This is a genomic window from Streptomyces sp. NPDC001315, from assembly GCF_042896175.1.
GTDB lineage: Bacteria > Actinomycetota > Actinomycetes > Streptomycetales > Streptomycetaceae > Streptomyces.
Map to the genome: position 1 here is coordinate 47,996 of NZ_JBIAWZ010000005.1, position 26,782 is coordinate 74,777.

At 70.6% G+C, this 26,782-nt stretch carries 25 protein-coding genes and 1 pseudogene; 10 read left to right on the top strand and 16 right to left on the bottom strand.

Going from position 1 to position 26,782, the window contains the following annotated elements; all coding sequences use genetic code 11:
* Nucleotides 1-223: 223 nt before the first annotated feature.
* The 6 genes from ACFY16_RS16285 to ACFY16_RS16310 all read right to left on the bottom strand — a co-directional run bounded on the left by ACFY16_RS16285 (nucleotide 224) and on the right by ACFY16_RS16310 (nucleotide 5,143).
* Nucleotides 224-1,174, bottom strand: a complete 951-nt coding sequence (locus ACFY16_RS16285; protein WP_390647778.1) for a VOC family protein — start codon at nucleotides 1,172-1,174, stop codon at nucleotides 224-226.
* Entirely contained in the window at nucleotides 1,171-2,283 is a 1,113-nt protein-coding gene (locus tag ACFY16_RS16290; protein WP_390647779.1) for a 4-oxalomesaconate tautomerase, read from the bottom strand. Before ACFY16_RS16290 ends, ACFY16_RS16285 begins: the two co-directional genes overlap by 4 nt.
* Nucleotides 2,280-2,990: a 4-carboxy-4-hydroxy-2-oxoadipate aldolase/oxaloacetate decarboxylase gene (locus ACFY16_RS16295; RefSeq protein ID WP_390647780.1), complete on the bottom strand. Its 711-nt coding sequence runs from the start codon at nucleotides 2,988-2,990 to the stop codon at nucleotides 2,280-2,282. Before ACFY16_RS16295 ends, ACFY16_RS16290 begins: the two co-directional genes overlap by 4 nt.
* A complete protein-coding gene (locus tag ACFY16_RS16300; RefSeq protein WP_390647781.1) occupies nucleotides 2,987-3,736 on the bottom strand; it encodes a PIG-L deacetylase family protein in 750 nt (249 codons plus the stop codon). Before ACFY16_RS16300 ends, ACFY16_RS16295 begins: the two co-directional genes overlap by 4 nt.
* 64 nt (nucleotides 3,737-3,800) lie before the next feature.
* Entirely contained in the window at nucleotides 3,801-4,451 is a 651-nt protein-coding gene (locus ACFY16_RS16305; RefSeq protein WP_390647782.1) for a GntR family transcriptional regulator, read from the bottom strand.
* 179 nt (nucleotides 4,452-4,630) lie between these two features.
* Nucleotides 4,631-5,143, bottom strand: a complete 513-nt coding sequence (locus ACFY16_RS16310) for a hypothetical protein (RefSeq protein ID WP_390647783.1) — start codon at nucleotides 5,141-5,143, stop codon at nucleotides 4,631-4,633.
* Between the two features lie 131 nt (nucleotides 5,144-5,274).
* Between ACFY16_RS16310 and ACFY16_RS16315 the strand changes: the two genes are divergently transcribed.
* Complete coding sequence (locus tag ACFY16_RS16315; protein WP_390647784.1) at nucleotides 5,275-5,589, top strand: cupin domain-containing protein; 315 nt, start codon at nucleotides 5,275-5,277, stop codon at nucleotides 5,587-5,589.
* A complete protein-coding gene (locus tag ACFY16_RS16320) occupies nucleotides 5,586-6,743 on the top strand; it encodes a Gfo/Idh/MocA family protein (RefSeq protein WP_390648182.1) in 1,158 nt (385 codons plus the stop codon). Before ACFY16_RS16315 ends, ACFY16_RS16320 begins: the two co-directional genes overlap by 4 nt.
* Here ACFY16_RS16320 and ACFY16_RS16325 read toward each other — a convergent pair.
* A complete protein-coding gene (locus tag ACFY16_RS16325) occupies nucleotides 6,727-7,800 on the bottom strand; it encodes a LacI family DNA-binding transcriptional regulator (RefSeq protein ID WP_390647785.1) in 1,074 nt (357 codons plus the stop codon). The two genes, ACFY16_RS16320 and ACFY16_RS16325, sit on opposite strands and share 17 nt — an antisense overlap.
* A 119-nt stretch (nucleotides 7,801-7,919) precedes the next feature.
* On the opposite strand from ACFY16_RS16325, the gene ACFY16_RS16330 reads away from it, so the two are divergent.
* The 3 genes from ACFY16_RS16330 (at nucleotide 7,920) to ACFY16_RS16340 (ending at nucleotide 11,102) form a co-directional block, all read left to right on the top strand.
* Nucleotides 7,920-9,089: a phytanoyl-CoA dioxygenase family protein gene (locus tag ACFY16_RS16330; protein WP_390647786.1), complete on the top strand. Its 1,170-nt coding sequence runs from the start codon at nucleotides 7,920-7,922 to the stop codon at nucleotides 9,087-9,089.
* Nucleotides 9,090-9,100: 11 nt separating this feature from the next.
* On the top strand, nucleotides 9,101-9,877 hold the full coding sequence (locus tag ACFY16_RS16335; RefSeq protein ID WP_390647787.1) for an SDR family oxidoreductase: 777 nt from the start codon (nucleotides 9,101-9,103) through the stop codon (nucleotides 9,875-9,877).
* A 220-nt stretch (nucleotides 9,878-10,097) separates the two neighbouring features.
* Nucleotides 10,098-11,102 (top strand): Gfo/Idh/MocA family oxidoreductase, encoded by a 1,005-nt coding sequence (locus tag ACFY16_RS16340; protein WP_390647788.1) that lies wholly within the window; start codon nucleotides 10,098-10,100, stop codon nucleotides 11,100-11,102.
* A 60-nt stretch (nucleotides 11,103-11,162) separates the two neighbouring features.
* On the opposite strand, the gene ACFY16_RS16345 is transcribed toward ACFY16_RS16340, so the two are convergent.
* Together ACFY16_RS16345 and ACFY16_RS16350 are read right to left on the bottom strand one after the other, a co-directional pair.
* Nucleotides 11,163-11,348, bottom strand: a complete 186-nt coding sequence (locus ACFY16_RS16345; protein WP_390648183.1) for a hypothetical protein — start codon at nucleotides 11,346-11,348, stop codon at nucleotides 11,163-11,165.
* Nucleotides 11,349-11,419: 71 nt separating this feature from the next.
* Nucleotides 11,420-12,082, bottom strand: a complete 663-nt coding sequence (locus ACFY16_RS16350) for a serine hydrolase (protein WP_390647789.1) — start codon at nucleotides 12,080-12,082, stop codon at nucleotides 11,420-11,422.
* Here ACFY16_RS16350 and ACFY16_RS16355 point away from each other — a divergent pair.
* Complete coding sequence (locus ACFY16_RS16355; RefSeq protein WP_390647790.1) at nucleotides 12,039-13,655, top strand: IS200/IS605 family accessory protein TnpB-related protein; 1,617 nt, start codon at nucleotides 12,039-12,041, stop codon at nucleotides 13,653-13,655. The two genes, ACFY16_RS16350 and ACFY16_RS16355, sit on opposite strands and share 44 nt — an antisense overlap.
* Here the strand turns inward: ACFY16_RS16355 and ACFY16_RS16360 are convergent.
* From ACFY16_RS16360 to ACFY16_RS16380, 5 genes and pseudogenes are all read right to left on the bottom strand, one after another.
* Nucleotides 13,655-14,512, bottom strand: a pseudogene (locus ACFY16_RS16360) (serine hydrolase domain-containing protein); the annotation flags it as partial. The gene ACFY16_RS16355 and the pseudogene ACFY16_RS16360 sit on opposite strands and share 1 nt — an antisense overlap.
* A gap of 204 nt (nucleotides 14,513-14,716) precedes the next feature.
* Nucleotides 14,717-14,848 carry a hypothetical protein gene (locus ACFY16_RS16365; protein WP_390648202.1) on the bottom strand — a complete coding sequence of 44 codons (132 nt, stop codon included), beginning with the start codon at nucleotides 14,846-14,848 and terminating at the stop codon, nucleotides 14,717-14,719.
* Between the two features lies 1 nt (nucleotide 14,849).
* Nucleotides 14,850-15,761 (bottom strand): ATP-binding cassette domain-containing protein, encoded by a 912-nt coding sequence (locus ACFY16_RS16370; protein ID WP_390647791.1) that lies wholly within the window; start codon nucleotides 15,759-15,761, stop codon nucleotides 14,850-14,852.
* 5 nt (nucleotides 15,762-15,766) lie between these two features.
* Nucleotides 15,767-16,840, bottom strand: coding sequence for an ABC transporter permease (locus ACFY16_RS16375; RefSeq protein WP_390647792.1), 1,074 nt, complete (start codon nucleotides 16,838-16,840; stop codon nucleotides 15,767-15,769).
* A 6-nt stretch (nucleotides 16,841-16,846) separates the two neighbouring features.
* A complete protein-coding gene (locus ACFY16_RS16380) occupies nucleotides 16,847-17,866 on the bottom strand; it encodes a sugar ABC transporter substrate-binding protein (RefSeq protein WP_390647793.1) in 1,020 nt (339 codons plus the stop codon).
* 307 nt (nucleotides 17,867-18,173) lie between these two features.
* Between ACFY16_RS16380 and ACFY16_RS16385 the strand changes: the two genes are divergently transcribed.
* The gene (locus ACFY16_RS16385; protein ID WP_390647794.1) at nucleotides 18,174-18,917 is read left to right on the top strand and encodes a GntR family transcriptional regulator; all 744 of its coding nucleotides are present in this window, start codon (nucleotides 18,174-18,176) and stop codon (nucleotides 18,915-18,917) included.
* Between the two features lie 83 nt (nucleotides 18,918-19,000).
* On the opposite strand, the gene ACFY16_RS16390 is transcribed toward ACFY16_RS16385, so the two are convergent.
* Nucleotides 19,001-20,239, bottom strand: coding sequence for an ROK family transcriptional regulator (locus ACFY16_RS16390; protein WP_390647795.1), 1,239 nt, complete (start codon nucleotides 20,237-20,239; stop codon nucleotides 19,001-19,003).
* 339 nt (nucleotides 20,240-20,578) lie between these two features.
* Between ACFY16_RS16390 and ACFY16_RS16395 the strand changes: the two genes are divergently transcribed.
* The 3 genes from ACFY16_RS16395 to ACFY16_RS16405 are packed head-to-tail and all read left to right on the top strand — an operon-like array spanning nucleotide 20,579 to nucleotide 24,523.
* On the top strand, nucleotides 20,579-22,102 hold the full coding sequence (locus ACFY16_RS16395) for an alpha-N-arabinofuranosidase (protein ID WP_390647796.1): 1,524 nt from the start codon (nucleotides 20,579-20,581) through the stop codon (nucleotides 22,100-22,102).
* A gap of 52 nt (nucleotides 22,103-22,154) precedes the next feature.
* The gene (locus ACFY16_RS16400) at nucleotides 22,155-23,444 is read left to right on the top strand and encodes a glycoside hydrolase family 27 protein (RefSeq protein WP_390647797.1); all 1,290 of its coding nucleotides are present in this window, start codon (nucleotides 22,155-22,157) and stop codon (nucleotides 23,442-23,444) included.
* Between the two features lie 56 nt (nucleotides 23,445-23,500).
* A complete protein-coding gene (locus ACFY16_RS16405) occupies nucleotides 23,501-24,523 on the top strand; it encodes a LacI family DNA-binding transcriptional regulator (RefSeq protein ID WP_390647798.1) in 1,023 nt (340 codons plus the stop codon).
* Nucleotides 24,524-24,671: 148 nt separating this feature from the next.
* Here the strand turns inward: ACFY16_RS16405 and ACFY16_RS16410 are convergent, their stop codons facing one another.
* Nucleotides 24,672-26,672, bottom strand: coding sequence for a glycoside hydrolase family 43 protein (locus ACFY16_RS16410; protein ID WP_390647799.1), 2,001 nt, complete (start codon nucleotides 26,670-26,672; stop codon nucleotides 24,672-24,674).
* Nucleotides 26,673-26,782 lie beyond the last annotated feature (110 nt).

The following is a 26,782-nucleotide window of genomic DNA, read 5'->3' on the forward strand; positions in this document are numbered from 1 at the left end:
GAGGGGACTCAATGAGGAGGGTCTTCGCGGCTCGTGCGGTGACCCGGTGTGGGCAAGACGCTAAGGATCCGTCCCCAGAGTGTCAACGTTTTTGTCAACAATCTCATCGACGATCTGACGGACCGCTCTGCCCCGGGTACGACAAGGGGGTAGGTGCGCACGTCGGTGCGCCGCCCACCCCCTGGTAAGACCCGTGACCCGTAAGACCCGTAAGAAGCCGCGACTACGCGACGGGCGGTGTGCCGTGCGTGTGGAAGGACTGGATGGTCTGCAGGCCCCAGGCCTGCCCCTTGGCCCGCTCGGCCTCGGTCCAGGTGATCAGCGGCCAGTCGGGGGCCAGCACCAGACGCGTGAGCGGGTTGCACAGCTCGATACGGTTGCCGCCAGGCTCGTAGACGTACAGGAAGAACGTCTGCTGGATGGCGTGCTTGTGCGGACCGGTCTCGATGAACACACCGCTGTCGATGGCGAGATCGGCCGCGCGCAGGATGTCCTCGCGGGTGTCGGTCGCGAAGGCGATGTGGTGCAACCGGCCGGCGGATCCGGTCCAGTCCGAGGTGTAGACGACGTCGTACGACTTGTCGGTGAAGGTCAGCCAGCGCGCCGCGATCTTCCCGCTGTCGAGCCGGATCTGTTCCGTGGGCCGTGCGCCCAGCACGTTCTGCTGGAACTCGGCGTTGGCGAGCACGTCGGCGGCCAGGAAGTTGATGTGGTCCAGGCGCCGCACACCGACGCCCCGGTTGGGCTTGGCCTGCGGCTGGTTCTTCAGCGCCGGTTTCAGCTCGTCGGGGGCCTGGTAGTACTCGCTCTCCCAGTACAGGGCGTGCTCGTGGCCGTCCGGGTCGGTGGTGACGTAGAGCTTGCCGAGCCCCGGCTCGTCCTCGGCCCAGTGACCGGTGCCGCCCGCCTCCTCGTTCGCCTCGATACGGCGCTGGAGGGCCTCCTCGCTGGAGGTGCGCAGGGCGAGGCGGCCGAGGCCGGGCTGTTCGCGGGCGGTGAGCACCAGGCTGTGGTGCTCGTAGTCGTCGAAGGTCCGCAGGTAGACGGTGTCGCCCTCCTGCGCGCAGACGGTGAGCCCCAGGTAGTCGGTGAAGAAGGCGACGCTGGCGTCCAGGTCCGGGGTGAACAGCTGGGCGTGGCCGATGTGGGCGATGTCGCCGAGCGGCGGAGTCATCGCTGACCTCCTTGGGGTCGTGCGGGTGTTGGTGCCGTCTCGGCGGACCTGGGGAACACGGTGCCGTCGAAGATCTTGCGGGCTGTACGGACGACGGCCGTACGGCGGGCGGAAGGCAGCCCGTCGGTTCCCGTGCCGAGGCTACTTTCGATGTCCAGGAACCCCGTGGGATGTTCTATGCGCATTCGGTCACCCTGAACGGGGAGCCTGGCGAGCTCGGCGCCCACGCTTCCTCCGATTCGCAGGCCTGCGGCGACGCTGGCTGCGCCGAGCACCCCGATGGAGGGGTGGCAGCGCACAGGAATGAAGGTCCGGGTGGTGGCTGCGCCGCCGTCCCGTGGCGCGGCGAGCAGCGTGAGCTTGGGCACGGTGGTGTCCGAGACGTCGCCCAGACCCATCAGCCGGCCCGCCGTCAGCCGGATCTCCCGGAGCCGGTCGGCGAGGGTGAGGTCCTCCTCCAGGTCCTTGGGCGTCTCGTAGCCGGTGACCTCGAGGGAGGAGGCGGCGATCAGCACGGTCGGCATGCCGTTGTCCACGCACGTCACCGGGACGCCGTCGATCACGTCACGGACGTTGCCGGTGGGCAGCAGCGGACCCGCGCCCGGCGGGAACTCGATCACCACGGGGGCGGCCGTGCCGGGCACGCCCGAGATCTCGGCGTCGCCCGTGTAGTCGACCCGGCCGCCCGGTGTCGGGAAGGTCGCCGTGGCGAGGTCGCCGGTGTTGACCATCCGGATGCGTACGGAGGTGCGCTCCTCCCCCGCCGGGACGAGCCCACGCTCCACGGCGAACGGTCCGACGCCGGCGAGGATGTTCCCGCAGTTCTGACGGTCACTCACCTCGGGGCGGTCGACGGCGACTTGCAGGAAGAGGTAGTCGACATCGGCCCGCGGGTCGGACGAGGGTGAGACCACGGCCACCTTGCTGGTGAGCGGGTGCGCCCCGCCCAGGCCGTCGATCTGCCGTTCGTCCGGGCTGCCCATGACGCGCAGCAGCAGGTCGTCACGGGCGCCCGGCTCGGCGGGCAGGTCCCCGGCGAGGAAGTAGGCGCCCCTGGAGGTGCCGCCGCGCATCAGCAGGCAGGGCACCTCCTCGGGCACGCGGGTCACGATCCCGCCCCCTCGCCGGCGTACTCCTCGTAGGTCCTGTACTCGACGCCGAGGCGCTTCAGCGTGTCGCGCAGACCGTAGCGGTCCAGGCCCAACTGGCCGTCGATGAAGGCGGCGCGGGTCTTGGCCTCCTTGGCCTCGCGGGCCTCGGACGCCTCGACCGTGGCGCGGGCGCGCTCGCGGGGGACGACCACCACGCCGTCGTCGTCGGCGAGGATCACGTCACCGGGGCGGACCACCTGGCCGTCGATGGCGATCGGCACGTTGACCGAGCCGCCCGTGGCCTTCACGGTGCCCTGCGAGGAGACGGCCCGGGCCCAGGCCGCGAAGCCCATGTCGCGCAGTTCCTGCGTGTCCCGGATGCCCGCGTTGGTGACCACGCCGCGCACCCCGCGCTGCTGGAGCGCGGTGGCGAACAGCTCGCCGAACATGCCGTCGGTGGACGGGGAGGTGGTGGTGACGACCAGGATGTCGCCCTCGCCGCACTGCTCGACGGCAGCGTGGATCATGAGGTTGTCGCCGGGCCAGCTGAGCACGGTCACCGCGGTGCCGGCGACCCGTACGCCCTGCTGGACGGGACGGATCTCCGGGCCGAGCAGGCCGGTGCGGCCCATCGCCTCGCTGACGGTGGCCACACCGAAGCCGGCCAGCGCGTCCACGTCCTTGGCGTCCGCCTTCGGCGGGTTGGTGACGATCACGCCGCTCATGCCAGCTCCTTCGCGATCTGCGGGTACGGACGCATGTACGCCTCGGCCATGGTCCTGTGCGCCAGGCCCAGGTTGGGGCCCGCGTTGCGCTTGAGCTGGACGCCGCGGCGGACGGCGAGGTCGGTGTAGTAGTCCCACAGGTGCTGCTGGGCGCCGAGGCACTCCATGGCCTTGCGCTTGGTCTCCCACACCTCGGTGATGTCGAGCAGCACCTCGGGCTTGAAGCCGCTCATCTCGGGCTGGTGCGGCTCGAAGAAGAAGACCGGCGGGGCGCCGATGATCTCGCCCGGGCCGGGGTAGCCGATGGCCTGGGCGAGGACGCGGGCCTCCAGGGCCATGCGGTTGGCGGCCGGGTGGTCGCCGTTGTACGGGTCGTCGGTGGGGTGGGTGAGGACGACGTCCGGCTGGGTGTCGCGGTAGACCTCGACGAGCGTGTCGGTCAGCTCGGCGGTGGCGGTCAGCGGGTAGTCGCCGGCGTCGAAGAAGCGGACCTCGGCACCGAGGGTGGCGGCGGCGCGCTCGGCTTCGTCCCGGCGTATCGCCTTGATCTCCTCGAGCTTCTTGCCTTCGCGCCACGCCTTGGCGGACTCCCCGCGCTCACCGAAGGTCAGACACGCGATGGTGACCTTCTCCCCCCGGGACGCGGCCAGGGCGATGGCTCCGCCCGCGCGCCACACGAAGTCCCCGGCGTGTGCGGTGATGACGAGTGTCGAGCGTGGGGTGGCGGGCGCGTTGCCATGCGTCATTGCTGCAATCTCCTTCTTCAGGCCAGGTGCGCGCCCGCCCCGCGTGGTGCCGGTCGGATGCGCGTCAGTCGCGCAGCGCCTCGATCACGCTGGCGAGGTGGGCGCGGACGGCCGCCTCGGCCGCCTGCGGGTCCCTGGCCCGGATCGCTTCGATCATGGCCAGGTGCTCGTTCAGGGATTGCTGCGGGCGACCGGGCCTGAGCGCCAGCTGGAAGCGATGGCGCACCAGTTGGGCGTTCAGCCGTTCCAGCAGCTCCTGGGCGGTCCGCTGGTCGGAGAACTCCCGGATCCGGACGTGCAGCTCGTGGTTGAGATCGGAGTAGGTCACCGGCTCGCCGTCGGCCACGGCCTTGGTCATGGCCGTACCGAGGTCCGTCAGTTCGCTCAGCTGCTCGTCGCTGGCCGCGACGGCCGCCTTCGCCGCGCACAGCCCTTCGAGGACCATGCGGCATTCGGTGATGGCGACCGCTTCGTCCACGGTCACCACCCGAACCCGCGAGCCGCGGTTGCGGATCCGTTCGACCAGTCCCTGGGACTCCAGGTCGATGAGTGCCGCCCGGATGCTGGCCCGTGTCACACCGAACTGTTCGGCGAGCTCGTTCTCCACCAACCGCTGCGCCGGTGCCATGTCGCCGTGCAGGATCGCTTGCCGCAGCTGCGTCAACGCATGCTGTTTGGCCTGCTCTCCGGTGCTCGGACGGGCTTCTGTCGGCATGTGCCCTCCCTGAGTGAGTGCCTCTCGAACCTAAATCTAGCCAAACAAGATTGTCAACAATTTTGTTTGCCGTATTGCCCGCAGGCTTCGACGGCGCCACGGTCCCGGGGGCGGCGCCGCTTGATGGTGTCTGTGAGGAACGGCCACGTTCGCCCGGCGCCGCGGCGCCGGGACGGGGCCTACTTGATGACCGCGTTCGCCACCACGACCACCACCCCGAGCAGCGCGTCCACCAGCCCGATCGCCACGCATCGGATCCAGGAGCGCCGCAGCCACCGCGAGGTGACCACCCCCAGCGTGAACAGCAGCGCGATGTTCAGGGCGAACGCCGGATACTCCACGCCGTTCGGCGGCCACCAGCCCCAGCCCGCCCCGGCCAGCAGCAGCACGGTGGGCAGTACGGCGGCGACCAGGGGCCACTCGTCGACAAGGCTGCGCAGGACGTCCCAGCGGCGGTGCGGACGGCGCTCGGCGATGTAGTGGGCGTAGCCGTGCGCGAGGGCGGAGGCGAGCGCGGTGACCAGCAGCCAGGCGGCGTCGTAGCGGCGGCCGGCCCGGTCGGTGCGGCCGTACTGCGTGAGCGCCGCGACCATCGAGCAGGCCAGCACGGCGCCGTAGACACCGCCGAAGAGGACGGCCTCGCGGGTGTCGTGCCGGTGCGGCCCGGGGACGGCCGCCGTGGTGTCAGCCATGCCCTCAACGATCACGTGTGCCCGACGCCGGCGCCAGTCCGCACGGCCCCGACGAAGTGTCCTCCCACCTGGGCCGATACCGCACACGCTGTCGGCCGCCGGATGGGGGAACCGCTCGCTAGGGTCGCCCCATGACCGACAGCTTCGTTCTCCGCATCCCCGACGTCGAGCTCGAACCCGAGCCGCTCGATCCGGCGCAGATCGTCTCCGGAACACCCGAGGTGACCGGGAAGGTGGTCCGGGAGTCGGCGGACGGCCGGCAGATCCGTGGCGTCTGGCAGATCACGCCCGGCGTGGTGACCGACACGGAGACCGACGAGCTGTTCGTCGTGATCAGCGGCTCGGCGACCATCGAGGTCGAGGGCGGACCCACACTGAAGGTCGGGCCGGGCGACAGTGGCCTGGACAAGTGCTTGGACCGATCCAAAGAGGGGCTGTCATGGTGATGCGTACGCTCGGAGTCGCCGTCGTCGGGTTCGGCTGGATGGGGCGGGTACACACCCAGGCGTACGCGCGCGTGCGCCACCACTATCCGCAACTGGCCCTGCATCCGGAACTGGTGACGGTCGCCGAGGACGTGCCGGGCCGGGCCGAGGAGGCCGCCGCCCAGTTCGGGTTCGCCGCCACGACCGGCGACTGGCGCGAGGTGGCCGCCGACCCGCGCGTGCAGGCGGTCAGCATCACCGCTCCGAACTTCCTGCACCGCGAGATCGGCGTCGCGATGGCCGAGGCGGGCAAGCACATCTGGATCGAGAAGCCGGTGGGCCTGACCGTGGCGGACGCCGACGCGGTGGCGGACGCCGTCGCGAAAGCCGGCGTGCAGGGCGCGGTCGGCTTCAACTACCGCAACGCGCCCGCCGTCGAGGCCGCCCGCGAGCTGATCGCCTCCGGCGAGCTCGGCGCCGTCACCCATGTCCGCATCCGCCTGTTCAGCGACTACGCGGCGCATCCCGAGGGCGCCCTGACCTGGCGGTACGAGCGGGAGCGCGGCGGCAGCGGGGTGCTGGGCGACCTCGCCTCGCACGGCGCGGACCTGGCCCGGTACCTGCTGGGAGACATCGTGTCCCTGACCGCCGACACGGCCGTCTTCGTCCCGGAGCGGGCCCGTCCGCTCGGCGCCACGGCCGGCCACTCACGGGCCACGGGCGGCGAGTCGGGCCCGGTCGAGAACGAGGACTACGTCAGCTGCCTGCTGCGCTTCGCCTCCGGCGCCCGCGGTGTCCTGGAGGCCTGCCGGATCTCGGTCGGCGAGCAGAACAACTACGGCTTCGAGGTGCACGGCACCAGGGGCGCGGTGTTCTGGGACTTCCGCCGGATGAACGAGCTGGGCGTCAGCCGCGGTACGACGTACCAGGACCAGCCCGTCAGCACGGTGTACGTCGGTCCGGGCGACGGCGAGTTCGGCGCGTTCCAGCCGGGCGCGGCGAACGCGATGGGCTACGACGACCTGAAGGTGATCGAGGCGTACCGCTTCCTGCGCTCCGTCGCCGAGGGCACCCCGTACGGCGCCACCCTCACCGACGCGGTGCGCAGCGCCGCCGTACTGGACGCGATGGCGCGGTCGGCACAGAGCGGCGCGTGGGTCAACGTGACGTCGTAGGCGAGTTGTACGGGGTCGCGTCGTATGAGGACGTGTTGTACGGGGGCATGTTGTACGGGGTGACCACCTGGATCGCCGACGGCAGCACCGGCCCGGCGGGCGGCAGGGCGCCATGGGCGCGCATGAGGACGTGGCAGGCCTCGCGCAGGTCCTGACGCAGGTCGTGGTGGAGCACGGCGGACAGGCGGTGCTCGCGCAGCAGCCGGGTGTTGTCGTGGTCGAGGTCGTGGGCGACGAACACCGCGCAGTCGCGGTCCAGGTCGGCGAAGGCCCGCAGCGTCGCGATGTTGCCGCCGCCGATCGAGTAGACCGCGCGTATCTCCGGGTCGCGCTCCAGCGCGGCGCGCACCAGGTCGTACTGGGTGGCGTCCAGTCCCTGTCCCTCGGCGATCTCGACCAGGGTGCGCTGCGGGTGCCGGGCGCGCATGGCGCCGCGGAAGCCCATCTCGCGTTCCTCCTCGTTGCGGAAGAAGCCGCTGCTGAGGCTGGTGAGCACATTGCCGGGGCGGTCGCCCAGCCACTGGCCCATGAGGTACGCGGCGGTGGCGCCGGCCGCCCGGTTGTCGATGCCGACGTACGCGAGGCGTGCGCTCGCGGGCAGGTCCGTCACCAGCGTCACCACCGGGATGCCCGCGGCTTCCAGCCGGCCGACGGCGGCGGTGACCTCGGGGACGTCCGGGGCCTTGAGGATCACGCCCTGCGAGCCGCGCCGGGCGATCCGGTCCAGGGTCCCGACCTGCTCCTGTACGGGGCCGGTCTCGCGGAAGTGGAACCGGGAACGGATCACCGCCGGGTGCAGGGCGGACAACTCGGCCTCCAGCGCGGCGCGTACGGCGGTGCTGAACCGCTCGGGCGCCTGCATCACGATGTCGACCATGAAGGTGCGGCCGACGAGCCGGACCTGGGTGCGCTGCCGGTCCAGGTCGGCGATGGCCCGCCGCACCTCCCTCGCGGTGCTCTCGCGCACCCCGCCCCGCCCGTTCAGGACCCGGTCCACGGTGGCTTCGCTCAGACCTGCCTGACGTGCGATCTCGCGGATCGGGAAGGGATGGCCCATGGGGAGGACTCCTCGGCTCCTTGAGGGGTTTTTGATGGCCGCCTGCTGGTTGTTCGACGGGTTTGTACTGACAAGAATGACAGGACCGCGTCGCCTCCGTGACCGAAAGAAGGACGCCGATGTCCCTCACCGCCGCCGCACCCGGCCGTGCCTGGCTGTCCGCGCAGGACTGCGACCTCGACGCCTTCCGCGCGCTCGTCGAGCGGACCACCGACCTCGCCGCCTACCCGTACGCCGCCGCCGTGGAGCGGAACGTCCTTCTCTATGACAGTGAGCGGCTGCGCGAGGCCGAAGAACCCCGGGAGGTGCAGGCGGAGCTGGTCCGCGCCCTCGACGAGGGTCCGGGCGTCGTCGTCTTCCGGGGTGCCTTCGCGGACCCGGCGGTCGTCGACCGGGCGACGGCCGCGTTCGACGCCCTGATCGCCGAGCAGCGCGCCTCGGGCGCGGGCGGCGGCGACCATTTCGCCCGGCCGGGCGCGAACGACCGGGTGTGGAACGCGCTGGAGAAGGCGGCCCTGTACGACGCGGAGGTGTTCGCCGACTACTACGCCAACGACATCCTGGCGCTGGTCTCGGCTGCCTGGCTCGGCCCCGGCTACCAGGTCACCTCGCAGGTCAACGTGGTCAACCCGGGCGGCGCCGCCCAGACCGTGCACCGGGACTACCACCTGGGCTTCCTCACCGACGAGGCCGCGGCCGCGTACCCCGCGCATGTGCACCGCCTCTCCCCCGTGCTCACCCTTCAGGGCGCGGTCGCCCACTGCGACATGCCGGTCGAGTCCGGCCCGACGATGTACCTGCCGTACTCGCAGCGGTACGAGCCGGGCTACCTGGCGTGGCGGCGCCCGGAATTCCAGGCGTACTTCGAGGCCCACCACGTGCAGCTGCCGCTGGCGAAGGGCGACGCCGCCTTCTTCAACCCCGCGCTGTTCCACGCGGCCGGCACCAACCGCACGGCGGACGTCCGGCGCATGGCCAACCTGCTCCAGGTCTCGTCCGCGTTCGGGCGCGCGATGGAGACGGTGGACCGGGAGGCGGTGGCGAACGCCGTCTTCCCGGTGCTGCTGAAGCGCCGGGCCGAAGGCGTGGGCCAGGAGTGGCTGGAGAACGTGGTCGCGGCGAGCGCCGAGGGTTACCCCTTCCCGACCAACCTCGACAGCGACCCGCCGGTCGACGGCCTCGCCCCGCCCTCGCAGGCGGACGTCCTACGGCGGGCCGTGCGCGAGGAGTGGACCCCGCAGACGCTCCGCGCGCAGCTGCGGGCCGGTGCACAGCGACGCGAGAGCTGAGGAACGACGACATGGGACTTCTTGACGACAAGGTCGTCCTGGTCAACGGTGGCAGCCAGGGCGTGGGCGCGGCGGTCGCGCGCGCCGCGGTCCGTGAGGGGGCGGTCGTGGCCGTCACCGGGCGGCGCCCGAAGCCCGGTGAGGCGTTGGTGGCCGAGCTGACGGCGGCCGGCGGCAAGGCCCAGTACGTACGCGCCGACCTCGCGGACGCCGAGCAGGCGAAGGCCTCCGTGGCCGAGGTGGTGGCCACGTACGGTCGCGTCGACTGCCTCGTCAACTCGGCGGGGCTCACCTCCCGGGGCACCTTGCTGGACACGACGCCGGAGCTGTTCGACGCGCACATCGCGATCAACCTCAAGGGGCCGTTCTTCGCGATGCAGGCGGCGGTCGCGGACATGGTGGAGCGCGGGGAGCCCGGCACGATCGTCAACATCATCACCTCCTCGGCGCACGGCGGACAGCCGTTCCTGGCGCCGTACGTGGCCGCCAAGGCCGGGCTCGCCGGACTCACCCGCAACGCCGCGCACGCCCACCGCTGGGACCGGATCCGGATCAACGGCCTGAACATCGGCTGGACCGCGACCGAGGGCGAGGACGCGACGCAGCGCGCGTTCCACGGCGCGGGCGACGACTGGCGCGAAGTGGCGGCGGCCCGGCTGCCGATGGGCAGGCTGGGCCGGCCGGACGAGATCGCCGACTTCGTGGTGCTGCTGCTGTCCGACCGGTCCGGCGTGGTCACCGGTTCGGTGATCGACTGGGACCAGAACGTCCTCGGCGGCCTCGACTGAGCGCTCCGCCGGAAGCGCGATGCCGAACCCGCGAGCTGGTGGGGACCGGCCGCGCCCACGCGGCGCAGCCGCATATCGACACAGCCCCACGGCCCTTTACGGGGCGCGATACCGCACCGGACTTCGTCAAGGCTGCTCAGACGTCCTCGCTCTCCCCTCCCTCTCCCCTCGCAGGACCCGCACCGCCCGCATCGTCCCCACCCAAGGAGCACCCACCCTCATGCGCATCGGAATCCTCGGCCTCGGCCGCATCGGCGCCTTCCACGCCGAGACCCTCTCCGGACTGGACGCCGTCGAGTCGCTCGTCGTCGCCGACCCGTTCGCCCAGGCCGCCAAGACGGCGGCCGAGCGGTTCGGCGCCGACGTCGCGGACTCGCCCGAGGCGGTGCTCGCCGCCGGGGTGGACGGCATCGTGGTGGCGGCGGCGACCGACGCCCACCCCGCCCTGATCGTGGCCGCCGTGGAGGCCGGCGTCCCCGTCTTCTGCGAGAAGCCCGTCGCCCGCACCATGCGGGAGGGGGTCGAGGTGCTGAAGGCGGTCGAGGGCAGTGCCGTCCCGATCCAGATCGGCTTCAACCGCCGCTTCGACGCCGGCTTCGTCGCCGCCCGCGCGGCCGTCGGGGCCGGCGAGCTCGGCAAGCTGCACACGGTCCGGTCGACCACGCTGGACCCGGCGCCGCCGCCGGCCGCGTACATCGCCGCCTCCGGAGGCATCTTCCGTGACTGTTCCGTGCACGACTTCGACATCATCCGCTGGGTGACGGGCCGCGAGGTGAGCGAGGTGTACGCGGTCGGCGGCAACCGTGGTGCCGACTTCATCAGGGAGGCGGGCGACGCCGACACCACCGGCGCGGTCCTCACCCTGGACGACGGCACGATCGCGGTCGTCTCCAACAGCCGCCACAACGCCCGCGGTTACGACGTCCGCATGGAGCTGCACGGCTTCGAGGACTCCATCGCCGTCGGTCTCGACGACAAGCTGCCGCTGCGCTCCGTCGAACCGGGCGTGACCTTCCCGGCCGGCACGCCGCACGACTTCTTCATGGACCGCTTCACCGACGCCTACCGCGCCGAACTCACCGCGTTCACCGAGGTCGTCGCCGGCACCCGGACGTCCCCGTGCACGGTCGCGGACGCCCTGGAGGCGGGCTGGATCGCGGAGGCGTGCACGCTGTCGCTGCACGAGCACCGGCCGGTGCGGATCGACGAGGTGCGGTCGGTCTGACGGCCGGCTTCCCGAGGGGCGGACCCGCAGGTCCCGCCCCTCGGGTGCCGCCGCCTCGCCTCACAGGCAGTAGCGGACGAGCCACTCGTCCGGGTCGTAGTTGTCCCGCGCCGGGTCCGGCAGGGTGGCCGGCCGCTCTTCGACCGTGTCCTGCGGGCGGATCCGCTCCGGCAGGGCGCCGAACCTCGCCCGCCGCAGGGCCTCGGCGGTCTCCGGTGCCTTCTCGTCGTGCTCCGTGTGCGCCAACGCGTCCTCCCCCTTGTGGTGTTCACCTCGGTGGCCGTGCACGGAGGTGTCCCTCCCTCATGTAACGCGCTTCACCTGCCCGCGGGTTCCGCCGGCAGGTTGAAGACATGGTCCGGGGAGACGATCTTCGTGATCGCGTCACCGAGGACGGTGCTGGGCTCCGAGCCCTTGTAGTCGATGTCGGTGTTCAGCAGCACGACCAGCGTCGCCTGCGCCGACGGCAGGTAGACGGTGAGGGACTCGTAGCCCGGCAGTGAGCCGTTGTGGCCGATCCAGCCCTGGACGTCGAAGATGCCCAGGCCGTAGCCGGCGCCCGGGATCGTCGTCGGGGGCGTGATCAGCCGCTGCTTCTGGGTGACGGGGCTGATGAGGGCGTCGCCGTCGGGCAGGATGCCCGTGGCGACCGTGCGGGCCCAGATCCGCAGGTCGTCCAGGGTGGAGATCATCGCGCCGGCGGACCAGGCCCAGGAGGGGTTCGGAACTGTTGCCCCTTGACCGTGTACGAGTGCGCTTTGGCGAGCATGGGTGAGCGTCGGCTTCGGCAGTCGAGTTTTCGGGCGGGTTTCCGGTCGATGGGAACGGGAGTTTGTCTGTCGAATGCGTGACCTTTGTGGGCGGGGCTCGTTGAGCGGGGTGACGGGATGGCGCAGCGCGTGGGTGGGGGTGACGGGGGTGGGCGGGTTGCGGGAGGTGGCAGCGTCGTTCGTGGTGCCCGGCCCGGCGGGGGTGGCCATCCGGGCCCGGTTGCGGGTGTCGGGGTCGGATGCGGCGGTGCTGGCCGAGACGGGGGTGTTCCTCGGCTCGCTGGCCGCGGGTGATCTCGCGGTGCGGTCCCGGCAGGGGCTGGAGCATGCTGCGGCCGCGTGGGCGGTGCGCAAGCGGGAGCTGACCGGGCTCTGTTCGGCGCGGTGGGCGGGCAGTATCACCAAGGCCACGCACGACCAGTGGGCGCTGGCCCGGCGGGGGCAGGCGGCGGAGATGGCGTGGCTGCGGGGGCAGATCACGTCGATCGAGGCCCGGCTGGCGCGTCCGCTGGGCGCGAAGGCGGACAAGCGGGCGGGGCTGGCGCGGGGGTACGGGTCGCGGGCGGAGTGGCATGCCAAGTCCCGCCGCCTGCACGCGCTCCGGTCCCGGCTGGCCCGGGTGGAGGCCAACTGGGCGGCGGGCCGGGTCCATGTGGTGCGTGGCGGGAAGAAGCTCGCGCACTCGCGCCACCACCTGGATGCGGCCGGGCTGAGCCGGGACGCCTGGGGGGAGCGGTGGCGGGCAGCACGGATGTTCCTGGCCGCGGACGGGGAGTCCGGCAAACGCTTCGGCAACGAGACGATCCGCATCACCGACACCGGACAGCTCTCCCTCAGACTCCCCGCCGCGCTGGCGCACCTGGCCAACGCCCCGCACGGCCGGTACGTGCTCGATGCGACCGTGCAGTTCACGCACCGGGGTGCGGAGTGGCTGGACCGGATCAGCAACAATCGGGCGGTCGCCTACCGCATCCACCACGACGTCCTGCGGGGCCGCTGGTACGTGACCGCCTCCTGGCAGCGCACCCCCACCCCGGCCCTGCCGCTTCAGGCCGCTCTGGCCCGGGGAGTGGTCGCGGTCGACATGAACGACGACCACCTGGCCGCCTGGCGGCTGGATGAGCACGGCAACCCGGTGGGCGAGCCCCGCCGCTTCTTCTACGACCTGACCGGCTCCGCCCAGCACCGCGACGCGCAGATCCGCCACGCCCTCACCAGGCTGCTGCACCACACCCACGCCACCGGCGCCGTGGCCATCGCCGTCGAGGACCTGGACTTCACCGACGGCCGGTGCCGGGAGAAGCACGGCCGCAACAAACGCTTCCGCCGCCTGATCTCCCGCTTCCCCACCGCCAGGCTGCGGGCGCGGCTGGTGGCGATGGCCGCCGAACAGGGCATCACCATCGTCGCGGTCGATCCCGCCTACACCTCCCGGTGGGGCGCCCAGCACTGGCAGAAGCCCCTCACCACCAGCAACCGACAGGTTTCCCGGCACGATGCGGCCAGCATCGCGATCGGGCGACGCGCCCTCGGACACCCGATCCGGCGACGGACGGCACCGCCCCCTGCTCACCAGAGCGATGAACAGGGGCATCGGACCGCCCAGGCCGAACCGGGAACCCGCAGGCGTGAGGAACCCCGCCCCCGCATCCCCGGACCACGGACGAGATCCGTGCCGCCCGGCAGCGGAGCGAAAGCGGGCAACCAGCGTGCCCAACACCGTTCGGGGCACACGGCTGAGCACGAGTCCTGGCAACAGGACTCACTCCCACTCAGTCTCTAGGAACGGTTCCAGTCGGCCGTGTCCTCGATCTTCCCGGTCGCGGTCTGGTCCGTGTATCCCTGGGCGTGCGGGGAGGGGAACTCCGCACCGGTCGGGAAGAGACTGTGGTCCATGCCGGCCGGCTGGAGGACGTGGTCGTGGATGTAGTCCTCGATCTTCTGCCCGGACAGCTTCTCGACGACCAGGCCGAGCAGGATCAGGTTGGTGTTGCTGTAGGAGAACTTCTCGCCCGGCGGGAACAGCACGGGGTGCCTGAACGCGTAGTCGAGCAGCTGCTGCGGGGTGAAGTGCCCTTGCGGATCGGAGGTGAGCACCTTGAAGAAGTCCTCGTCCTCGGAGTAGTTGAACAGGCCGCTGCGCATCCCGGCCAGCTCGCGCAGCGTGATCCTGTCTCCGTCGGGCACGCCGTCGACGTACTTGTCGATCGTGTCGTCGAGCCCGGCCTGCCCCTGGTCGACCAGCTGCAGCAGCGCGGTGACGGTGAAGGTCTTGGTCTCGCTGCCGATCCGCATGTACAGGTCGGTCGACATCCTCCGGCCGTTGCTCTTGTCGGCGACGCCGAAGCACTTCACGTACTCCCCCTTGTCGGGCGTCCACAGCCCGACGATCACCCCGGGGATGTTCGCCTCCCGCATGACGTGCTGCACGGCCGTATCCAACTGCCGCTGGACGGTGGAGGTGAGTTCGCGGACGTCGTTCCCGGAGGGTGGATCGGCGGCGGTTGCGGCGGACGTTGCGGCGCCCGCCGCGGGCAGCGGCACGGCGAGGGCTGCCCCGGCCGCGGCCGGCCCCATCAGCATCCCCACCGCCGTGACGAGGACGGCCCCCCTGCGCAGTCGTGTGCACGCGTGCGTCATGGGCTCGCTCCCGCGTGAGGAGACATGAAGACGGATCCGCCCAGTCGTCGCGCCATGGGGGCAGAGGCCGGACGCCCCCGCACCGACCAGCATAGGAGCGGCCGCGCGCCACCGCCTGTCGACGGCCCCGCAACCACCAACAGGGGAGCGCCGCGACGCCGCCCGTCGACGGCGCACGGCGCTCCTACCCGCGCGCTCGCCCGTTCACGCCCCGCACGACCGCAGGAGCAGGCGGGTGCGCACCGCGATGGGCAGTGGCTTGTCCGGCTCGCACGGGTACATGTCCTGGAGGGCCGAGCCGACCCGGATTCGGGCGAGGGAAGGGACATCGGCCATGTCAAGACGTCCCTTCGGAGGAGGCCGGTGCGGGTGCGGTGAGGTCCTCCGCTTCGGGCAGCTCCTCGACGTCGACACCGCGGACCTGCGCCAACTCGTGCTTCAATGCGGCAAGTTCGGCGCCACCGGCCATGTGGTTGGTGAGTTCCTCGAGGCTGACCTCGCTGCGGTCGGCGCTGAGTTCCATGGTGCCCAGCCGCAGGACGCTGAAGTGGTCGCCGACCATGTAGGCGTGGTGGGGGTTGTGGGTGATGAAGATGACGCCGAGGCCGCGGTCACGGGCGGCGGCGATGTACTTGAGGACCACGCCGGACTGCTTGACGCCGAGGGCGGCCGTCGGCTCGTCCAGGATGAGGACACGGGCACCGAAGTAGACGGCGCGGGCGATCGCCACGCACTGGCGCTGGCCGCCCGAGAGCGTGCCGATGGGCTGTTCCAGGTCGTCGAGGACGATGCCCATGTTGCGCAGTTCCTCGTCGGCGGTCTGCCGCATGCGTTCGATGTCGAGGCGGCGCAGCGGCCAGGGGCCCTTGGTCATCTCGGAGCCGAGGAAGAAGTTGCGCCACACCGGCATCAGCGGGACCGTCGCCAGGTCCTGGTAGACGGTGGCGATGCCCTTGTCGAGGGCCTCACGCGGGGTGCTGAAGCGCACTGGCGTGCCGTCGACGAGGAAGTCACCCTCGGTGTGCTGGTGCAGACCCGAAATGATCTTGATGAGGGTGGACTTGCCGGCGCCGTTGTCGCCCAGGACGCAGGTCACCCGGCTGGGGTGGACCGTCAGGTCGACTCCGTGCAGGGCGCGGATGTTGCCGTAGGACTTGCCGGCGTTGCGGAGTTCGACGACGGGGGCGTCCGCCTGGGGGGCCGTGTCCTCGAGGACGGCTCCGTGCGTGCCGGTTCCGTTGCTTGTCATGGGGTTCACCTCCGGGTCGCCGTGCGGCGGACCCACAGATTGACGAGGGCGGCGACGAGGAGCATCACGCCGAGGAACGCCTTGAACCAGTCGGGGTTCCAGTTGGCGTAGACGATGCCCTGGTTGACCATGCCGAAGATGAAGGCGCCGATGACGGGACCGATCGCGGAGCCGTAGCCGCCGGTGAGGAGACAGCCGCCGATGACCGCGGCGATGATGTAGAGGAACTCGTTGCCGACGCCCTCGCCGGACTGCACGGTGTTGAACGAGAACAGCAGGTGCATGCCGACGAACCAGGCGCCGGCGCCCACCCCCATGAACAGGGCGATCTTGGTGAAGCTGACGGGCACGCCGACCGCGCGGGCGCTGTCCTTGTCGCCGCCGACCGCGAAGATCCAGTTGCCGAACTTGGTGCGCAGCAGCAGCCAGGTCGCGGCCACCGCGAACACCAGCCAGTAGACGATGGTGATCTTGAAGTTCACCCCGCCGATGGTGAACTCGGAGGCGAAGATCTTCTTGGCCTGGTCGAAGCCGTCCATGTCCGCGATCGAGTCGCTGGCGACGTTACCGGTGAAGATCTTGGTGACGGCGAGGTTGGCGCCCTGGAGGATCAGGAACGAGCCCAGGGTGACCAGGAAGCTGGGCAGTCCGGTCTTGATCAGCAGCCAGCCGTTGAAGGCGCCGACGCCGAGGGAGACGATCAGGGCCACGATCACCCCGGTCCATACGTTCACCGAGAGCTGGAAGCTCAGGATGGCCGCGGTCAGCGCGGAGGTGGTGACCGCGACGCCGGCGGACAGGTCGAACTCGCCGCCGATCATCAGCAGGGCCACCGGCAGCGTCATGATGCCCATGACGGAGGCCTGGTAGAGCACGGTGGACAGGGCACCCGCGTCACGGAAGGAGGGGGCCGCCACGAAGAAGAAGACGTACACGCCGATCGCGGCGATGAGTGCGCCCACCTCCGGGCGGGCGAGCAGCCGGCGCCACAGCGAGCGCTGGGCGGTGCGCCCGTCCTTCCGGCCGGCCGGCGAGGCCGGCGACGAGGAACTCGCCGCCGGTGCCGTTGCTTGGGTCATCTCAGCTCACCGGGTGCCCTTCGCCGCGAACTCGGCGATCTTGTCGACGTTGGACTTGTCGACGAAGGCCGGTCCGGTCAGCACCGGCTGCTCCCCGCCGCCGCTGTAGTTGCCGTTGTTCTTGTAGAGCCACAGGGAGTCGACCGCCAGGTAGCCCTGGAGGTAGGGCTGCTGGTCGACGGCGAACTCGATGCTGCCGTCCTTGACGCCCGCGACCAGTTGCTTGTTGAGGTCGAAGGTGGCGACCTTTGCCTTGCTGCCCGCGTCGGACACCGACTGCACCGCCGTCAGCGCGAACGGCGCGCCGAGCGTGACGACATGGTCGATGCCGCTGTCCTGCTTGAGCTTGGCGGTGATCGTCGACTTCACCGAGGGCATGTCGGTGCCGTTGACGTAGAGGGTCTCGGTGGTGCCCTTGAAGGTCTTCTTCACGCCGTCGCAGCGCTGGGTCAGACCGACGTTGCCCTGCTCGTGGATCACGCAGACGATCTTCTTGGCGCCGGTCGCGTTCAGTTTGCCGCCGAACGCCTCGCCCGCGACGCTCTCGTCCTGGCCGAAGAACTCCAGCAGCCCGAGGGACTTCCAGTCGCTCAGACCGGAGTTGAGGCCCACCACGGGTATGCCGGCCTGTGCCGCCTTGCCCACGACGTCCTTCATGGCGTCGGGCTTGGCCAGGGTGATCGCGATGCCGTCGACCTTCTGGTCGATCGCGTTCTGGACCAGGTTGGCCTGGTTGCCGGCGTTCGGGTCGCTGGAGTAGACGAGCTTGACGTTGTCCTTGGCGGCGGCCGCCTGGGCGCCCTTGCGGACGGTGTCCCAGAAGGTGTCGCCGGGCGGGGCGTGAGTGACGAGCGCGACCGTCATACGGGGCGTGGTGGCCTTGCCCGCGGAAGCGTCGTCCCCGCCTTCCTCGGCCTTCTTGCCGCCGGAGCTGCTGGAACAGCCTGCGAGGGTCAGAGCTGCCGCGGCGGCCAGGGCCACCACGGGGGCCAGCCTGCGGGAGCGGACATGCGACGAGCGATCCATCTTTCCTGCACCTCACTGTGCGACGGGGGACCGACGGGAAAGGGGAGTGGATCCACGAAGATCCGGGGCCCGGGACCGGGCCGTGGGAACGGCTGTTGCGTTGGGACCGGATCCAATCCCGTGGCGCGCTCGCTGTCAATACTTTGTTAAGACATCATTTCACAACAAGGTCCGAATGTAAGTACAAATTATTGACAGTCCCGGGCGCCGGCGCCTACACCTGGGAGGCGACCCGATCAAGACTCGCCCGTCGCGATCGATCTACCCGCTGCGGCCGGGCGTACCCCTGAGCGATTGGAGGCGCCCGGTGCTCGACTCCCTGCACTTCGTCCTGGACCGCACCAGCCCGGTTCCGCTGTACTACCAACTCGCACAGCAACTGGAGGCGGCGATCGAGCACGGGGCCCTCGCCCCGGGCAACCTGCTGGGCAACGAGATCGACCTCTCCGTACGCCTCGGACTGTCCCGGCCCACGGTCCGCCAGGCCATCCAGTCCCTGGTCGACAAGGGGCTGCTGGTCCGCCGGCGCGGCGTGGGCACCCAGGTGGTGCACAGCCAGGTCAGGCGCCCGCTGGAGCTCAGCAGTCTCTACGACGACCTGGAGGCGGCCGGACAGGAGCCGACCACCGAGGTGGTGCGCGACGAGGCGGTCCCGGCGGCAGCCGACGTGGCCGCCGCCCTCGGTATCGTGGAGGGCGCCGAGGTCACGGTCCTGGAGCGACTGCGCCGCACGCACGGCCGGCCGGTGGCGTTCCTGTGCAACTACCTGCCGGCCGGCCTCCTGGGACTCGACGAAAGCAGGCTGGAGTCGACCGGCCTGTACCGGACGATGCGCTCCGCCGGCATCACCCTGCACAGCGCCCGCCAGACCATCGGCGCCCGCTCCGCCACCGCCGAGGAGGCCGCCCGCCTCGACGAGAAGGCCGGGGCTGCGCTGCTGACCATGACGCGCACGGCGTACGACGACACCGGGCGGGCCGTCGAGTACGGCACCCACATCTACCGCGCGTCCCGGTACGCGTTCGACTTCCAGTTGCTGGTCAGGCCGTAGCCCCGTCGGTGAACAGAGTTCCCTCGACGGCAAGGTGGCCCTCACACACCGCCGCCACCGCCTCCTGCTGAACGCCCTTCCGGCTACCCGTCGCCCCCGGGCTGGGCCCGGGCCCTGGCGGAGCTGGCCAGGCCGAGTCGGGCGAGGAACTGCTCCAGCGTGAACGCCGCCATGCCCAGCGCCACAGCGTTGCCGGGGACCCGGGACGCCTCGACGGTGAGGTCGGGCAGTGAGCCGGGAAGCACATGGCCGGGGAGTTCGTCGCGTACCGCGGGGACGAGCCATTCGGCCAGTGCGTCGGACGTCCAGCCGGTGAGGGTGATCATCGGAATGTTGAGCAGGTTGACGAGGTCGCCGAGGGCCGCGCCGAGGTAGCGCGCGGTGCGGCCGACGAGATCGCTCAGCGTCGGATCGCCTGCCGCCAGGCCGTCGGCGACCGCCTTGACGAAGTCGCGCTGCCCCGACTGACGGAGCGCGGGATGTTCCGGGGCTGTCTCGGTCAGCGTCATCTCGAGTCCATGGACTCCGAGGTACGCCTCCACACAGCCGCGCCGACCGCAGCGGCACTGCCTGCCGTCCAACTGCAGGAGCGTATGGCCCCATTCACCCGCGTTGTTGGTGACGCCGCGGAGCAGTGATCCCTCGATCGCGATGCCGGCGCCGACGCCGGTGCCGAGGTTGACGACGGCCATGCTGTCGACGACGCGCCCGCCGCCGAACCACATCTCGGAAAGGATCACGGCCTTGAGCGGGTTGTCGACGTACACGGGGATCCGCAGGCGCTTCTCCAGCAGTTCCTCGATGTGGACATCGTGCCAGTCCCAGTTCGGCGCGAAGACCGAGACACCGGCGTTGGGGTGGACGTGGCCCGGCATGCTGACCCCGACGCCGACGATGTGTGCGCACTCGGTTCCGCTGGCCTCGACCGCCGATTCGATGGCACGGACGATGCCGTCGACCACGTAGGACTGGCCGTTCTCGTGCTCGTCGAGGGCGACCTCGCCGTGGCCGAGTACGCCGAGCGCGAGGTCGTACACCGTGGCGTCGACGTAGGTCTCGGCTACGTCGACGCCGACGATACGGCCGCGGTCGGGATTGATGGTGAGCCGCTCGTAGGGCCGTCCCACGGTGTTGCGTTCCACGGTGGCGATGTGCAGCACGCCCTCGGACAGGAACTCGGTGACCAGTGTCGCCACGGTCGCCGGGCTGAGCGCGGTGCGCCGGGCGAGCTCCTGCCGAGTCGACGGCCCGACGTCGAACAGTGCGTGCAGAACTTCGAAGCGGTTCTCACTACGAAGATCACGAGCCGTACGGCGCGCCACCGTTTCCCCCTCACAGGTCGGTCGTCAGCCGGTCCTCAATCGGTCTCCGACTTCAGCCACAGGGTACGTAGCTCTGACTCGCCCTGCCCTTGCACGCCCTGAACGAACAGAGTCAGACCGGACCATCCCGGCGGAATGCAGAGTGAATCCGGGTCACCGCCCGAGAAGGCCGGCCGCTCACCGACCCAGGTCCGGCCGACGCGCTCCGCGCCGGCCCATCCGGTCGCACGGATCCGCGATCCGTCGAGGCACAGCCGGCCGATCCGCGCACCCCCCTTGACGCCGACACCCCCCAGAGTTTTTTATCGATACAAAACCCCGTCACACAGGAGTACTTTCGTGCCCGAAGCCACCGCGGTCATCAACCTCGACATCCCGGGGCCGACGATCAGCCGCCACCTCTACGGCCACTTCGCCGAGCACCTCGGACGCTGCATCTACGGAGGTTTCTGGGTCGGCGAGGACTCGCCCCTGCCCAACGAGGGCGGCATCCGCCTCGACGTGGTGGAGGCGCTGCGCGCCCTGGACATCCCCAACCTGCGCTGGCCCGGCGGCTGTTTCGCCGACGAGTACCACTGGCAGGACGGCATCGGCCCGCGCGAGACGCGCCCCCGCATGGTCAACACGCACTGGGGCAACGTCGAGGAGAACAACCACTTCGGCACCCACGAGTTCATGGCCCTGTGCGAACTGCTCGGCGCCGAGCCGTACATCAGCGGCAACGTCGGCAGCGGCACCGTCCGCGAGATGAGCGAGTGGGTCGAGTACCTCACCCGCGACGGCGACAGCCCCATGGTGCGCCTGCGCAAGGCCAACGGGCGCGAGGAGCCCTGGCGCGTGAAGTACTGGGGTATCGGCAACGAGACGTGGGGCTGCGGCGGCAACATGCGCGCCGAGTACTCCGCCGACCTGGCCCGCCAGTACGCCACGTACTGCCGCGACCACGGTGACAACAAGCTCTACCGCATCGCCTCGGGCGCGTCCGACGACGACTACAAGTGGACCGAGACGCTGATGCAGCAGATCAGTTGCTTCGGCTGCGAGGCCACGCCGAAGAACTTCTTCCAAGGCCTCTCCATCCACCACTACACGATGTCGGGCCCCTGGGAGGCAAAGGGCAGCGCCACCGCCTTCGGCACGGACGACTACTACCGGACGATGCTGTCGGCCAAGGACACCGACCGCATCCTCACCGGCCACTCCACGGTCATGGACCTCTACGACCGGGGTCGCACGGTCGGCCTCGTCCTCGACGAGTGGGGCACCTGGTGGGACGTGGAGCCGGGCACCAACCCGGGCTTCCTGTACCAGCAGAACACACTGCGCGACGCACTCGTGGCCAGTACGCACTTCGACATCTTCCACAAGCACGCGGCGCGCCTGCACATGGCCAACATCGCCCAGACCGTGAACGTCCTGCAGGCCATGGTCCTCACCGACCCGGACACCGACGCGCTGGTCCTGACGCCGACGTACCACGTGTTCGAGATGAACAAGGGCCACCACGACGCCACCTCGCTCGCCGTCCACGTACGCACCGACAACGCCCGCCGCCGGGTGGGGGACGCCGACCTGGACACCGTCTCCGCCTCCGCCAGCGTCAAGGACGGAACGGTCCTGATCTCGCTGACCAACCTGGACGCCGAAGAACCCGTCGACCTCACGCTCGACCTGCGCGGCGCCACGATCGGCGAGCCGGAGGCCCGGCTGCTGACCGCCGACCGGATCCCGGCCCACAACACCCCACAGGAGCCCGCAGCGGTCGCCCCGCGCGCCTTCGACGGGGTGAAGACCACCGGCCAGGGCCTTGCTCTCACGCTGCCGCCGCACTCGTTCCTCACGCTCCGGGCTCCGCTGGCCTGACCACCCCATCGCCTCCAGGCCTCGCACGCCTCCACCCAGAAACGGACCGTCCATGGCCCCCGTCCGTCCCCTGCCCGAACGCTCACTGCGCCCGCCCATGGGCTGGAACAGCTGGGACTGCTACGGCACCACCGTCACCGAGGACGAGGTCCTCGCCAACGCGGCCTTCCTGCACGACCATCTGCTGGCCCACGGCTGGGACACGGTCGTCGTGGACATCCAGTGGTACGAGCCCACGGCCCGCGCCCACGGCTACAACCCGGACGCCCCGCTGCTCCTGGACGCCTACGGGCGACAGCTGCCCGCGCCGAACCGGTTTCCCTCGGCAGCCGACGGCGCGGGCTTCGGCCCGCTGGCCGAGCGGGTGCACGCGCTGGGCCTGCGCTTCGGCCTGCACATCATGCGCGGCATCCCACGCCGTGCCGTCGCCGCCCGACTGCCCGTGGCCGGCACCGAGTTCACCGCCGACGAGATCGCCGACACCGGCTCCGTCTGCCCCTGGAACACCGACAACTACGGCCTGAACCACGACCACCCGGGCGCCCAGGCCTACTACGACGCGCAAGTCGCCCAATTCGCCGCCTGGGGCGTCGACTTCGTCAAGGCCGACGACATGCTCTTCCCGTACCACGAACGGGAGATCGAGGCGTATGCCCGCGCGATCGCCCGCTCCGGGCGGCCGATCGAACTGAGCCTGTCGCCGGGCACGGACGTCTCCGTCGCCCACCTCGACCACCTGCGCACCAACGCCACCATGTGGCGCGTCTGCGACGATCTGTGGGACCGGTGGGAGGACGTCGAGGCGCAGTTCGCCCGCATGGCGCGTTGGGCCCCCTGGCAGGGCGCACAGGGCTGGGCGGACGCCGACATGCTGCCCCTGGGGCACATCGGCATCCGGGCCGAACGCGGCGCCGACCGGCTGTGTGCCCTCACCCACGCCGAGCAGGTCAGTCTGCTCACGCTGTGGTTCATGGCCCGCTCCCCCCTGATGATGGGCGGCGACCTGCCCACCACCCCGCCCGAGACGATCGAGCTGCTGTCCAACGAGGAGGCCCTCGCCGTCCTGTGGCACAGCACCGACAACCGCGAAGTGCTGCGCGAGGACGACCTGGTGCTGTGGACCGCCCGCGACACCGACGGCCGTACCCGCTACGCCGCCGTGTTCAACCTCGCCGACACCCCCCGGCCCGTCACCGTCCCGCTCGGCTCCCTCGGCGCCCGCCCCGACGATCACACACATGAGCTGTGGACCCGCACCGACCACCCGCATGACGGCCGCCACCTCAGCGTCGACCTTCCCGTCCACGGCGCGGCCCTCTATCGGTTCACCCCACCGGCCTGAGGTCTAATGGGCCGGGGCGGATGCCGGCACCACGGCACCACGGAAGAGGGAGGGCCATGGCGACGATCCGGGACGTGGCCAAGGCGGCCGGTGTCTCCGCGATGACGGTCTCCAACGTCATCAACGCGCACCCCAGCGTTCGCCCGGCCACACGCGACAAGGTCCTCGACGCGATGGCCCGTCTCGACTACCGCGTCAACGTGGCCGCCCGCAACCTCCGCAAGGGCCGTACCGGAACCATCGGCTTCGCCGTCCCCGAGATCAACCGCCCCTACTACGGCCGGCTGGGCGCGGCCGTCATCGCCGCCGCCGAGCGCCGCGGCCTCCGGGTGAGCATCGAGCAGACCGGCGCACTGGTGGAGAACGAACTGGCGGCACTGACCAGGTCCCGCAACCGGCTCTATGACGGGCTCGTCATCAGCGCCGTCGGTCTGGGGGCGACCGACGCCGAGTGGTCCAAGGTCGACCACCCGGTGGTCGTCCTCGGCGAGCGGATGTTCAGCGGGCACGTGGACCACATCGCCATGCCCAACGTCGACGCCTCCCGCGCGGCCACCCACCATCTGATCGAGCGCGGCTGTCGGCGCATCGCGTTCCTGCGCGGAGCGGTCGGCCACGACGCCGACGTGTCGAGCCTGCGCCAGTCCGGGTACCGACAGGCCCTGGCAAGCGCGGGCCTGCCCCCTGACCCGGACCTGGAGCAGTGCGTCACCGCGTTCACCATGGATGCCGGAGCACGATGCGCCCGGCAGATGGTGTCCGACGGCCTCGACTTCGACGGTGTGTTCTGCGTGACCGATACCGTGGCCATGGGCGTGCTGCGCGGTCTGGCCGATGCCGGGGTGCGCGTACCGCACGACGTCAAGGTCATCGGCTTCGACAACGTCGACGAGAGCGCGTTCCTCGTTCCTTCTCTGTCCACGGTCGACCCGGACCACGACATGATGGCCGAGCACGCGGTCGCCCGGCTGGTCCGGCGGATCGAGCGGCCCGGACCTGCCGTGGAGCCGGAGGAACGCGTCGGCCGGTTCTCCCTCGTGGTCCGCGAGTCGACGGGCGGGCCGGCCCGGCTCGCGTGAGGGGTGCACGGGGTGCCGCCGGACTCGGCGGCACCCCGTGCGCCTTTTCGTCCGTGGCGCGTCAGCCGGAGCCCCCCCGTTCCGACCCGGCGGTTGCGGGTTCGCCACCCGGAACCGCCGGAAGGTCGCGTAAGCCCGGCGCGACCGGCTACTCGTCCTCGCTCACCAAGGCGAAGCTCAGCTGGATGTCCGGGCTGCGGGTGGGAATGACGTCCAGCCGCAGCACCCCGTCGGTGTCCGGGGACAGACCCCGGTACGCGGAGGCCTCGCGGGTCGAGGTGAACAGCCGCTGCGCCTCCACGACCGTGCCGTTGACCTCGACGCGCGCCGCGCGGTTGGCCCATGGCCACGGGTCGTACCAGCCGGCGTGGACGGTGTACGTCCGCGCCGGGTCCAGGCCCCCGAAGGTGTAGGTCAGCGTCCGGCCGGAGACCGCGTAGCGCAGTGTGGTGTACAGGTCGCCACCGGATACCTTCCGGGCGAGGGCGCCCGCGCTGGTCCAGCCCCACTGCGCGCCGGTCTCCGCGTCGCTGCCGAACGGCTGCTCCGGCGTCGAGTTGAGGACCGTGCCCTCCGTGCGGGCGGCGGTCACCATCGAGGTCCAGTCGCCCGTGGTGTCGCCGCCCGCGTTGACCACGTAGCGCAGGTTGTGCGGCACGGCGAGCACCTGGCGGGTGAACGTGCGGTCCCCGAAGTCCACCAGGGTACCGGTGACCGGGACCATGCCGGGGCGGTCGGCCTCGTCGAGGTTCCAGGTGACGCGGGAGGTGAGGGTGCGGTGGCCGGAGGCGACCCGCACCCGGTTCGGCAGGTCGGCCTGCTCGGCGGCCCCGTCCGCGCCGAGCCAGAGCTGTGCGGGGAGTTGGACGTCGACCGTGTACTGCTTCTGGTCCGCCAGGTCTGCGTCGAGTGTCCAGCTGTCGTGCCAGGTCAGCTCCATGGCGGTGCCCTCGCCGAAGCTGACGGGCAGCCAGATGTACGGGGAGTCGGCCAGGTCGCTGGGGGTCCAGCGGTCGCCCATGAAGATGAACCGGCCGCGCTTCGGCTCCACCGGAATGACGCAGGTCGACTGGGATGTGAAGGTGTCGGCGGCGCCGTCGCCGGAGATCGGGCCGCCGTGGTCCGTCCACTCGCCGAGGATGTCGGTGGCGGTGGCGTACTGGGCCGGGTTGGGTGTCCAGCCGGTGGCGCCTGACGTGATCAGGTAGTAGACATCGCCGAAGCGGAAGAGGGCCGGGGCTTCACGATGCGCGCCGATGTAGGGGCGGATGAAGTCGACGCCCTTGACCGCCTGGTCGGGCGGCGCGGACAGGTAGGTGTAGTCGGCGTCGAGCTTGGAGATGAACAGCGAGTAGTTCTCCTCGCTGGAGTAGATGATGTACGCGGTGCCGTCGTCGTCGACGAACAGGTTCATGTCGCGGGCCATGCCGGGGTTGTCCGGCTGGTAGTTGTCCTCGCCGGCCGGCGCGACGTCCAGGCGGTAGCTGTCGATCCAGCGGAAGGGGCCGTAGGGCGAGTCGGAGACGGCGACCCCGGCACGGGCCTTGGCGTACTGCGCGTTGGAGGTCCCCGACGGCCCGTCGGCGTGCACCCACATCACCCACTTACGGGTGCGGGCGTTGTAGATCACCTTGGGGCGTTCCAGGATGGCCGGATTGACGGTCGCACTGACCTGCCTGGTACCCAAGTCACGGTAGACGGCGGCCTGCTGGTCGGCGGTGCAGTCGCCGTAGAGGCCGGCGAAGTACGGATCGGTGGTGAACTGGTCGGCCGACTCCATCGCCTTCAGCGCCAGGCCCTCGTCGTGCCAGGTGTAGAGGTCCGACGAGGAGTAGACGTGCACGCCGGGGCTGTCGTAGTAGCCGTTGCTGCGGTCTTCCCCGTACCACAGGTAGCGCACACCCTTGCCGGCCTTGGCGCCCTTCGGCACGGCGAACACCTGGCCGCCGTGCGCCTGGATCACGTTCCCGGCGTCGTCCAGCCACGGCTGACCGGGAGTGAACGCCTTCGTCACGACGGCGTCGGCGGCGTCGGCCGACCCGGGGAACGCACCACCGATCCCGGCCGCGACCGCGGCCGCCCCCGTCAACCGCAGGACGGCCCGCCGGCTCACCCCGTACGCCTGCTCCGGCCTGTCTCCAACACCCATGGCGACTCCGCACTTTCGTTCGGCTCAACTCCCTGACGAGCCCGGAATCTAGTCGCCGCCCCCTATTCCCACAACGCTTTGCACAACCCTTGGATAAATCCCCTGCCAGG

What these genes read in the sequence shown, in the direction of transcription:
- ACFY16_RS16285 (WP_390647778.1), bottom strand. Translation starts at nt 1,174, where the DNA reads ATGACTCCGCCGCTCGGCGACATCGCCCACATCGGCCACGCCCAGCTG.
- ACFY16_RS16295 (WP_390647780.1), bottom strand. Translation starts at nt 2,990, where the DNA reads ATGAGCGGCGTGATCGTCACCAACCCGCCGAAGGCGGACGCCAAGGAC.
- ACFY16_RS16310 (WP_390647783.1), bottom strand. Translation starts at nt 5,143, where the DNA reads ATGGCTGACACCACGGCGGCCGTCCCCGGGCCGCACCGGCACGACACC.
- ACFY16_RS16305 (WP_390647782.1), bottom strand. Translation starts at nt 4,451, where the DNA reads ATGCCGACAGAAGCCCGTCCGAGCACCGGAGAGCAGGCCAAACAGCAT.
- ACFY16_RS16400 (WP_390647797.1), top strand. Translation starts at nt 22,155, where the DNA reads ATGGCCCCCGTCCGTCCCCTGCCCGAACGCTCACTGCGCCCGCCCATG.
- ACFY16_RS16350 (WP_390647789.1), bottom strand. Translation starts at nt 12,082, where the DNA reads ATGGCCACCCCCGCCGGGCCGGGCACCACGAACGACGCTGCCACCTCC.
- ACFY16_RS16380 (WP_390647793.1), bottom strand. Translation starts at nt 17,866, where the DNA reads ATGGATCGCTCGTCGCATGTCCGCTCCCGCAGGCTGGCCCCCGTGGTG.
- ACFY16_RS16335 (WP_390647787.1), top strand. Translation starts at nt 9,101, where the DNA reads ATGGGACTTCTTGACGACAAGGTCGTCCTGGTCAACGGTGGCAGCCAG.
- ACFY16_RS16365 (WP_390648202.1), bottom strand. Translation starts at nt 14,848, where the DNA reads ATGGCCGATGTCCCTTCCCTCGCCCGAATCCGGGTCGGCTCGGCCCTC.
- ACFY16_RS16340 (WP_390647788.1), top strand. Translation starts at nt 10,098, where the DNA reads ATGCGCATCGGAATCCTCGGCCTCGGCCGCATCGGCGCCTTCCACGCC.
- ACFY16_RS16325 (WP_390647785.1), bottom strand. Translation starts at nt 7,800, where the DNA reads ATGGGCCATCCCTTCCCGATCCGCGAGATCGCACGTCAGGCAGGTCTG.
- ACFY16_RS16330 (WP_390647786.1), top strand. Translation starts at nt 7,920, where the DNA reads ATGTCCCTCACCGCCGCCGCACCCGGCCGTGCCTGGCTGTCCGCGCAG.
- ACFY16_RS16405 (WP_390647798.1), top strand. Translation starts at nt 23,501, where the DNA reads ATGGCGACGATCCGGGACGTGGCCAAGGCGGCCGGTGTCTCCGCGATG.
- ACFY16_RS16315 (WP_390647784.1), top strand. Translation starts at nt 5,275, where the DNA reads ATGACCGACAGCTTCGTTCTCCGCATCCCCGACGTCGAGCTCGAACCC.
- ACFY16_RS16375 (WP_390647792.1), bottom strand. Translation starts at nt 16,840, where the DNA reads ATGACCCAAGCAACGGCACCGGCGGCGAGTTCCTCGTCGCCGGCCTCG.
- ACFY16_RS16300 (WP_390647781.1), bottom strand. Translation starts at nt 3,736, where the DNA reads ATGACGCATGGCAACGCGCCCGCCACCCCACGCTCGACACTCGTCATC.
- ACFY16_RS16410 (WP_390647799.1), bottom strand. Translation starts at nt 26,672, where the DNA reads ATGGGTGTTGGAGACAGGCCGGAGCAGGCGTACGGGGTGAGCCGGCGG.
- ACFY16_RS16370 (WP_390647791.1), bottom strand. Translation starts at nt 15,761, where the DNA reads ATGACAAGCAACGGAACCGGCACGCACGGAGCCGTCCTCGAGGACACG.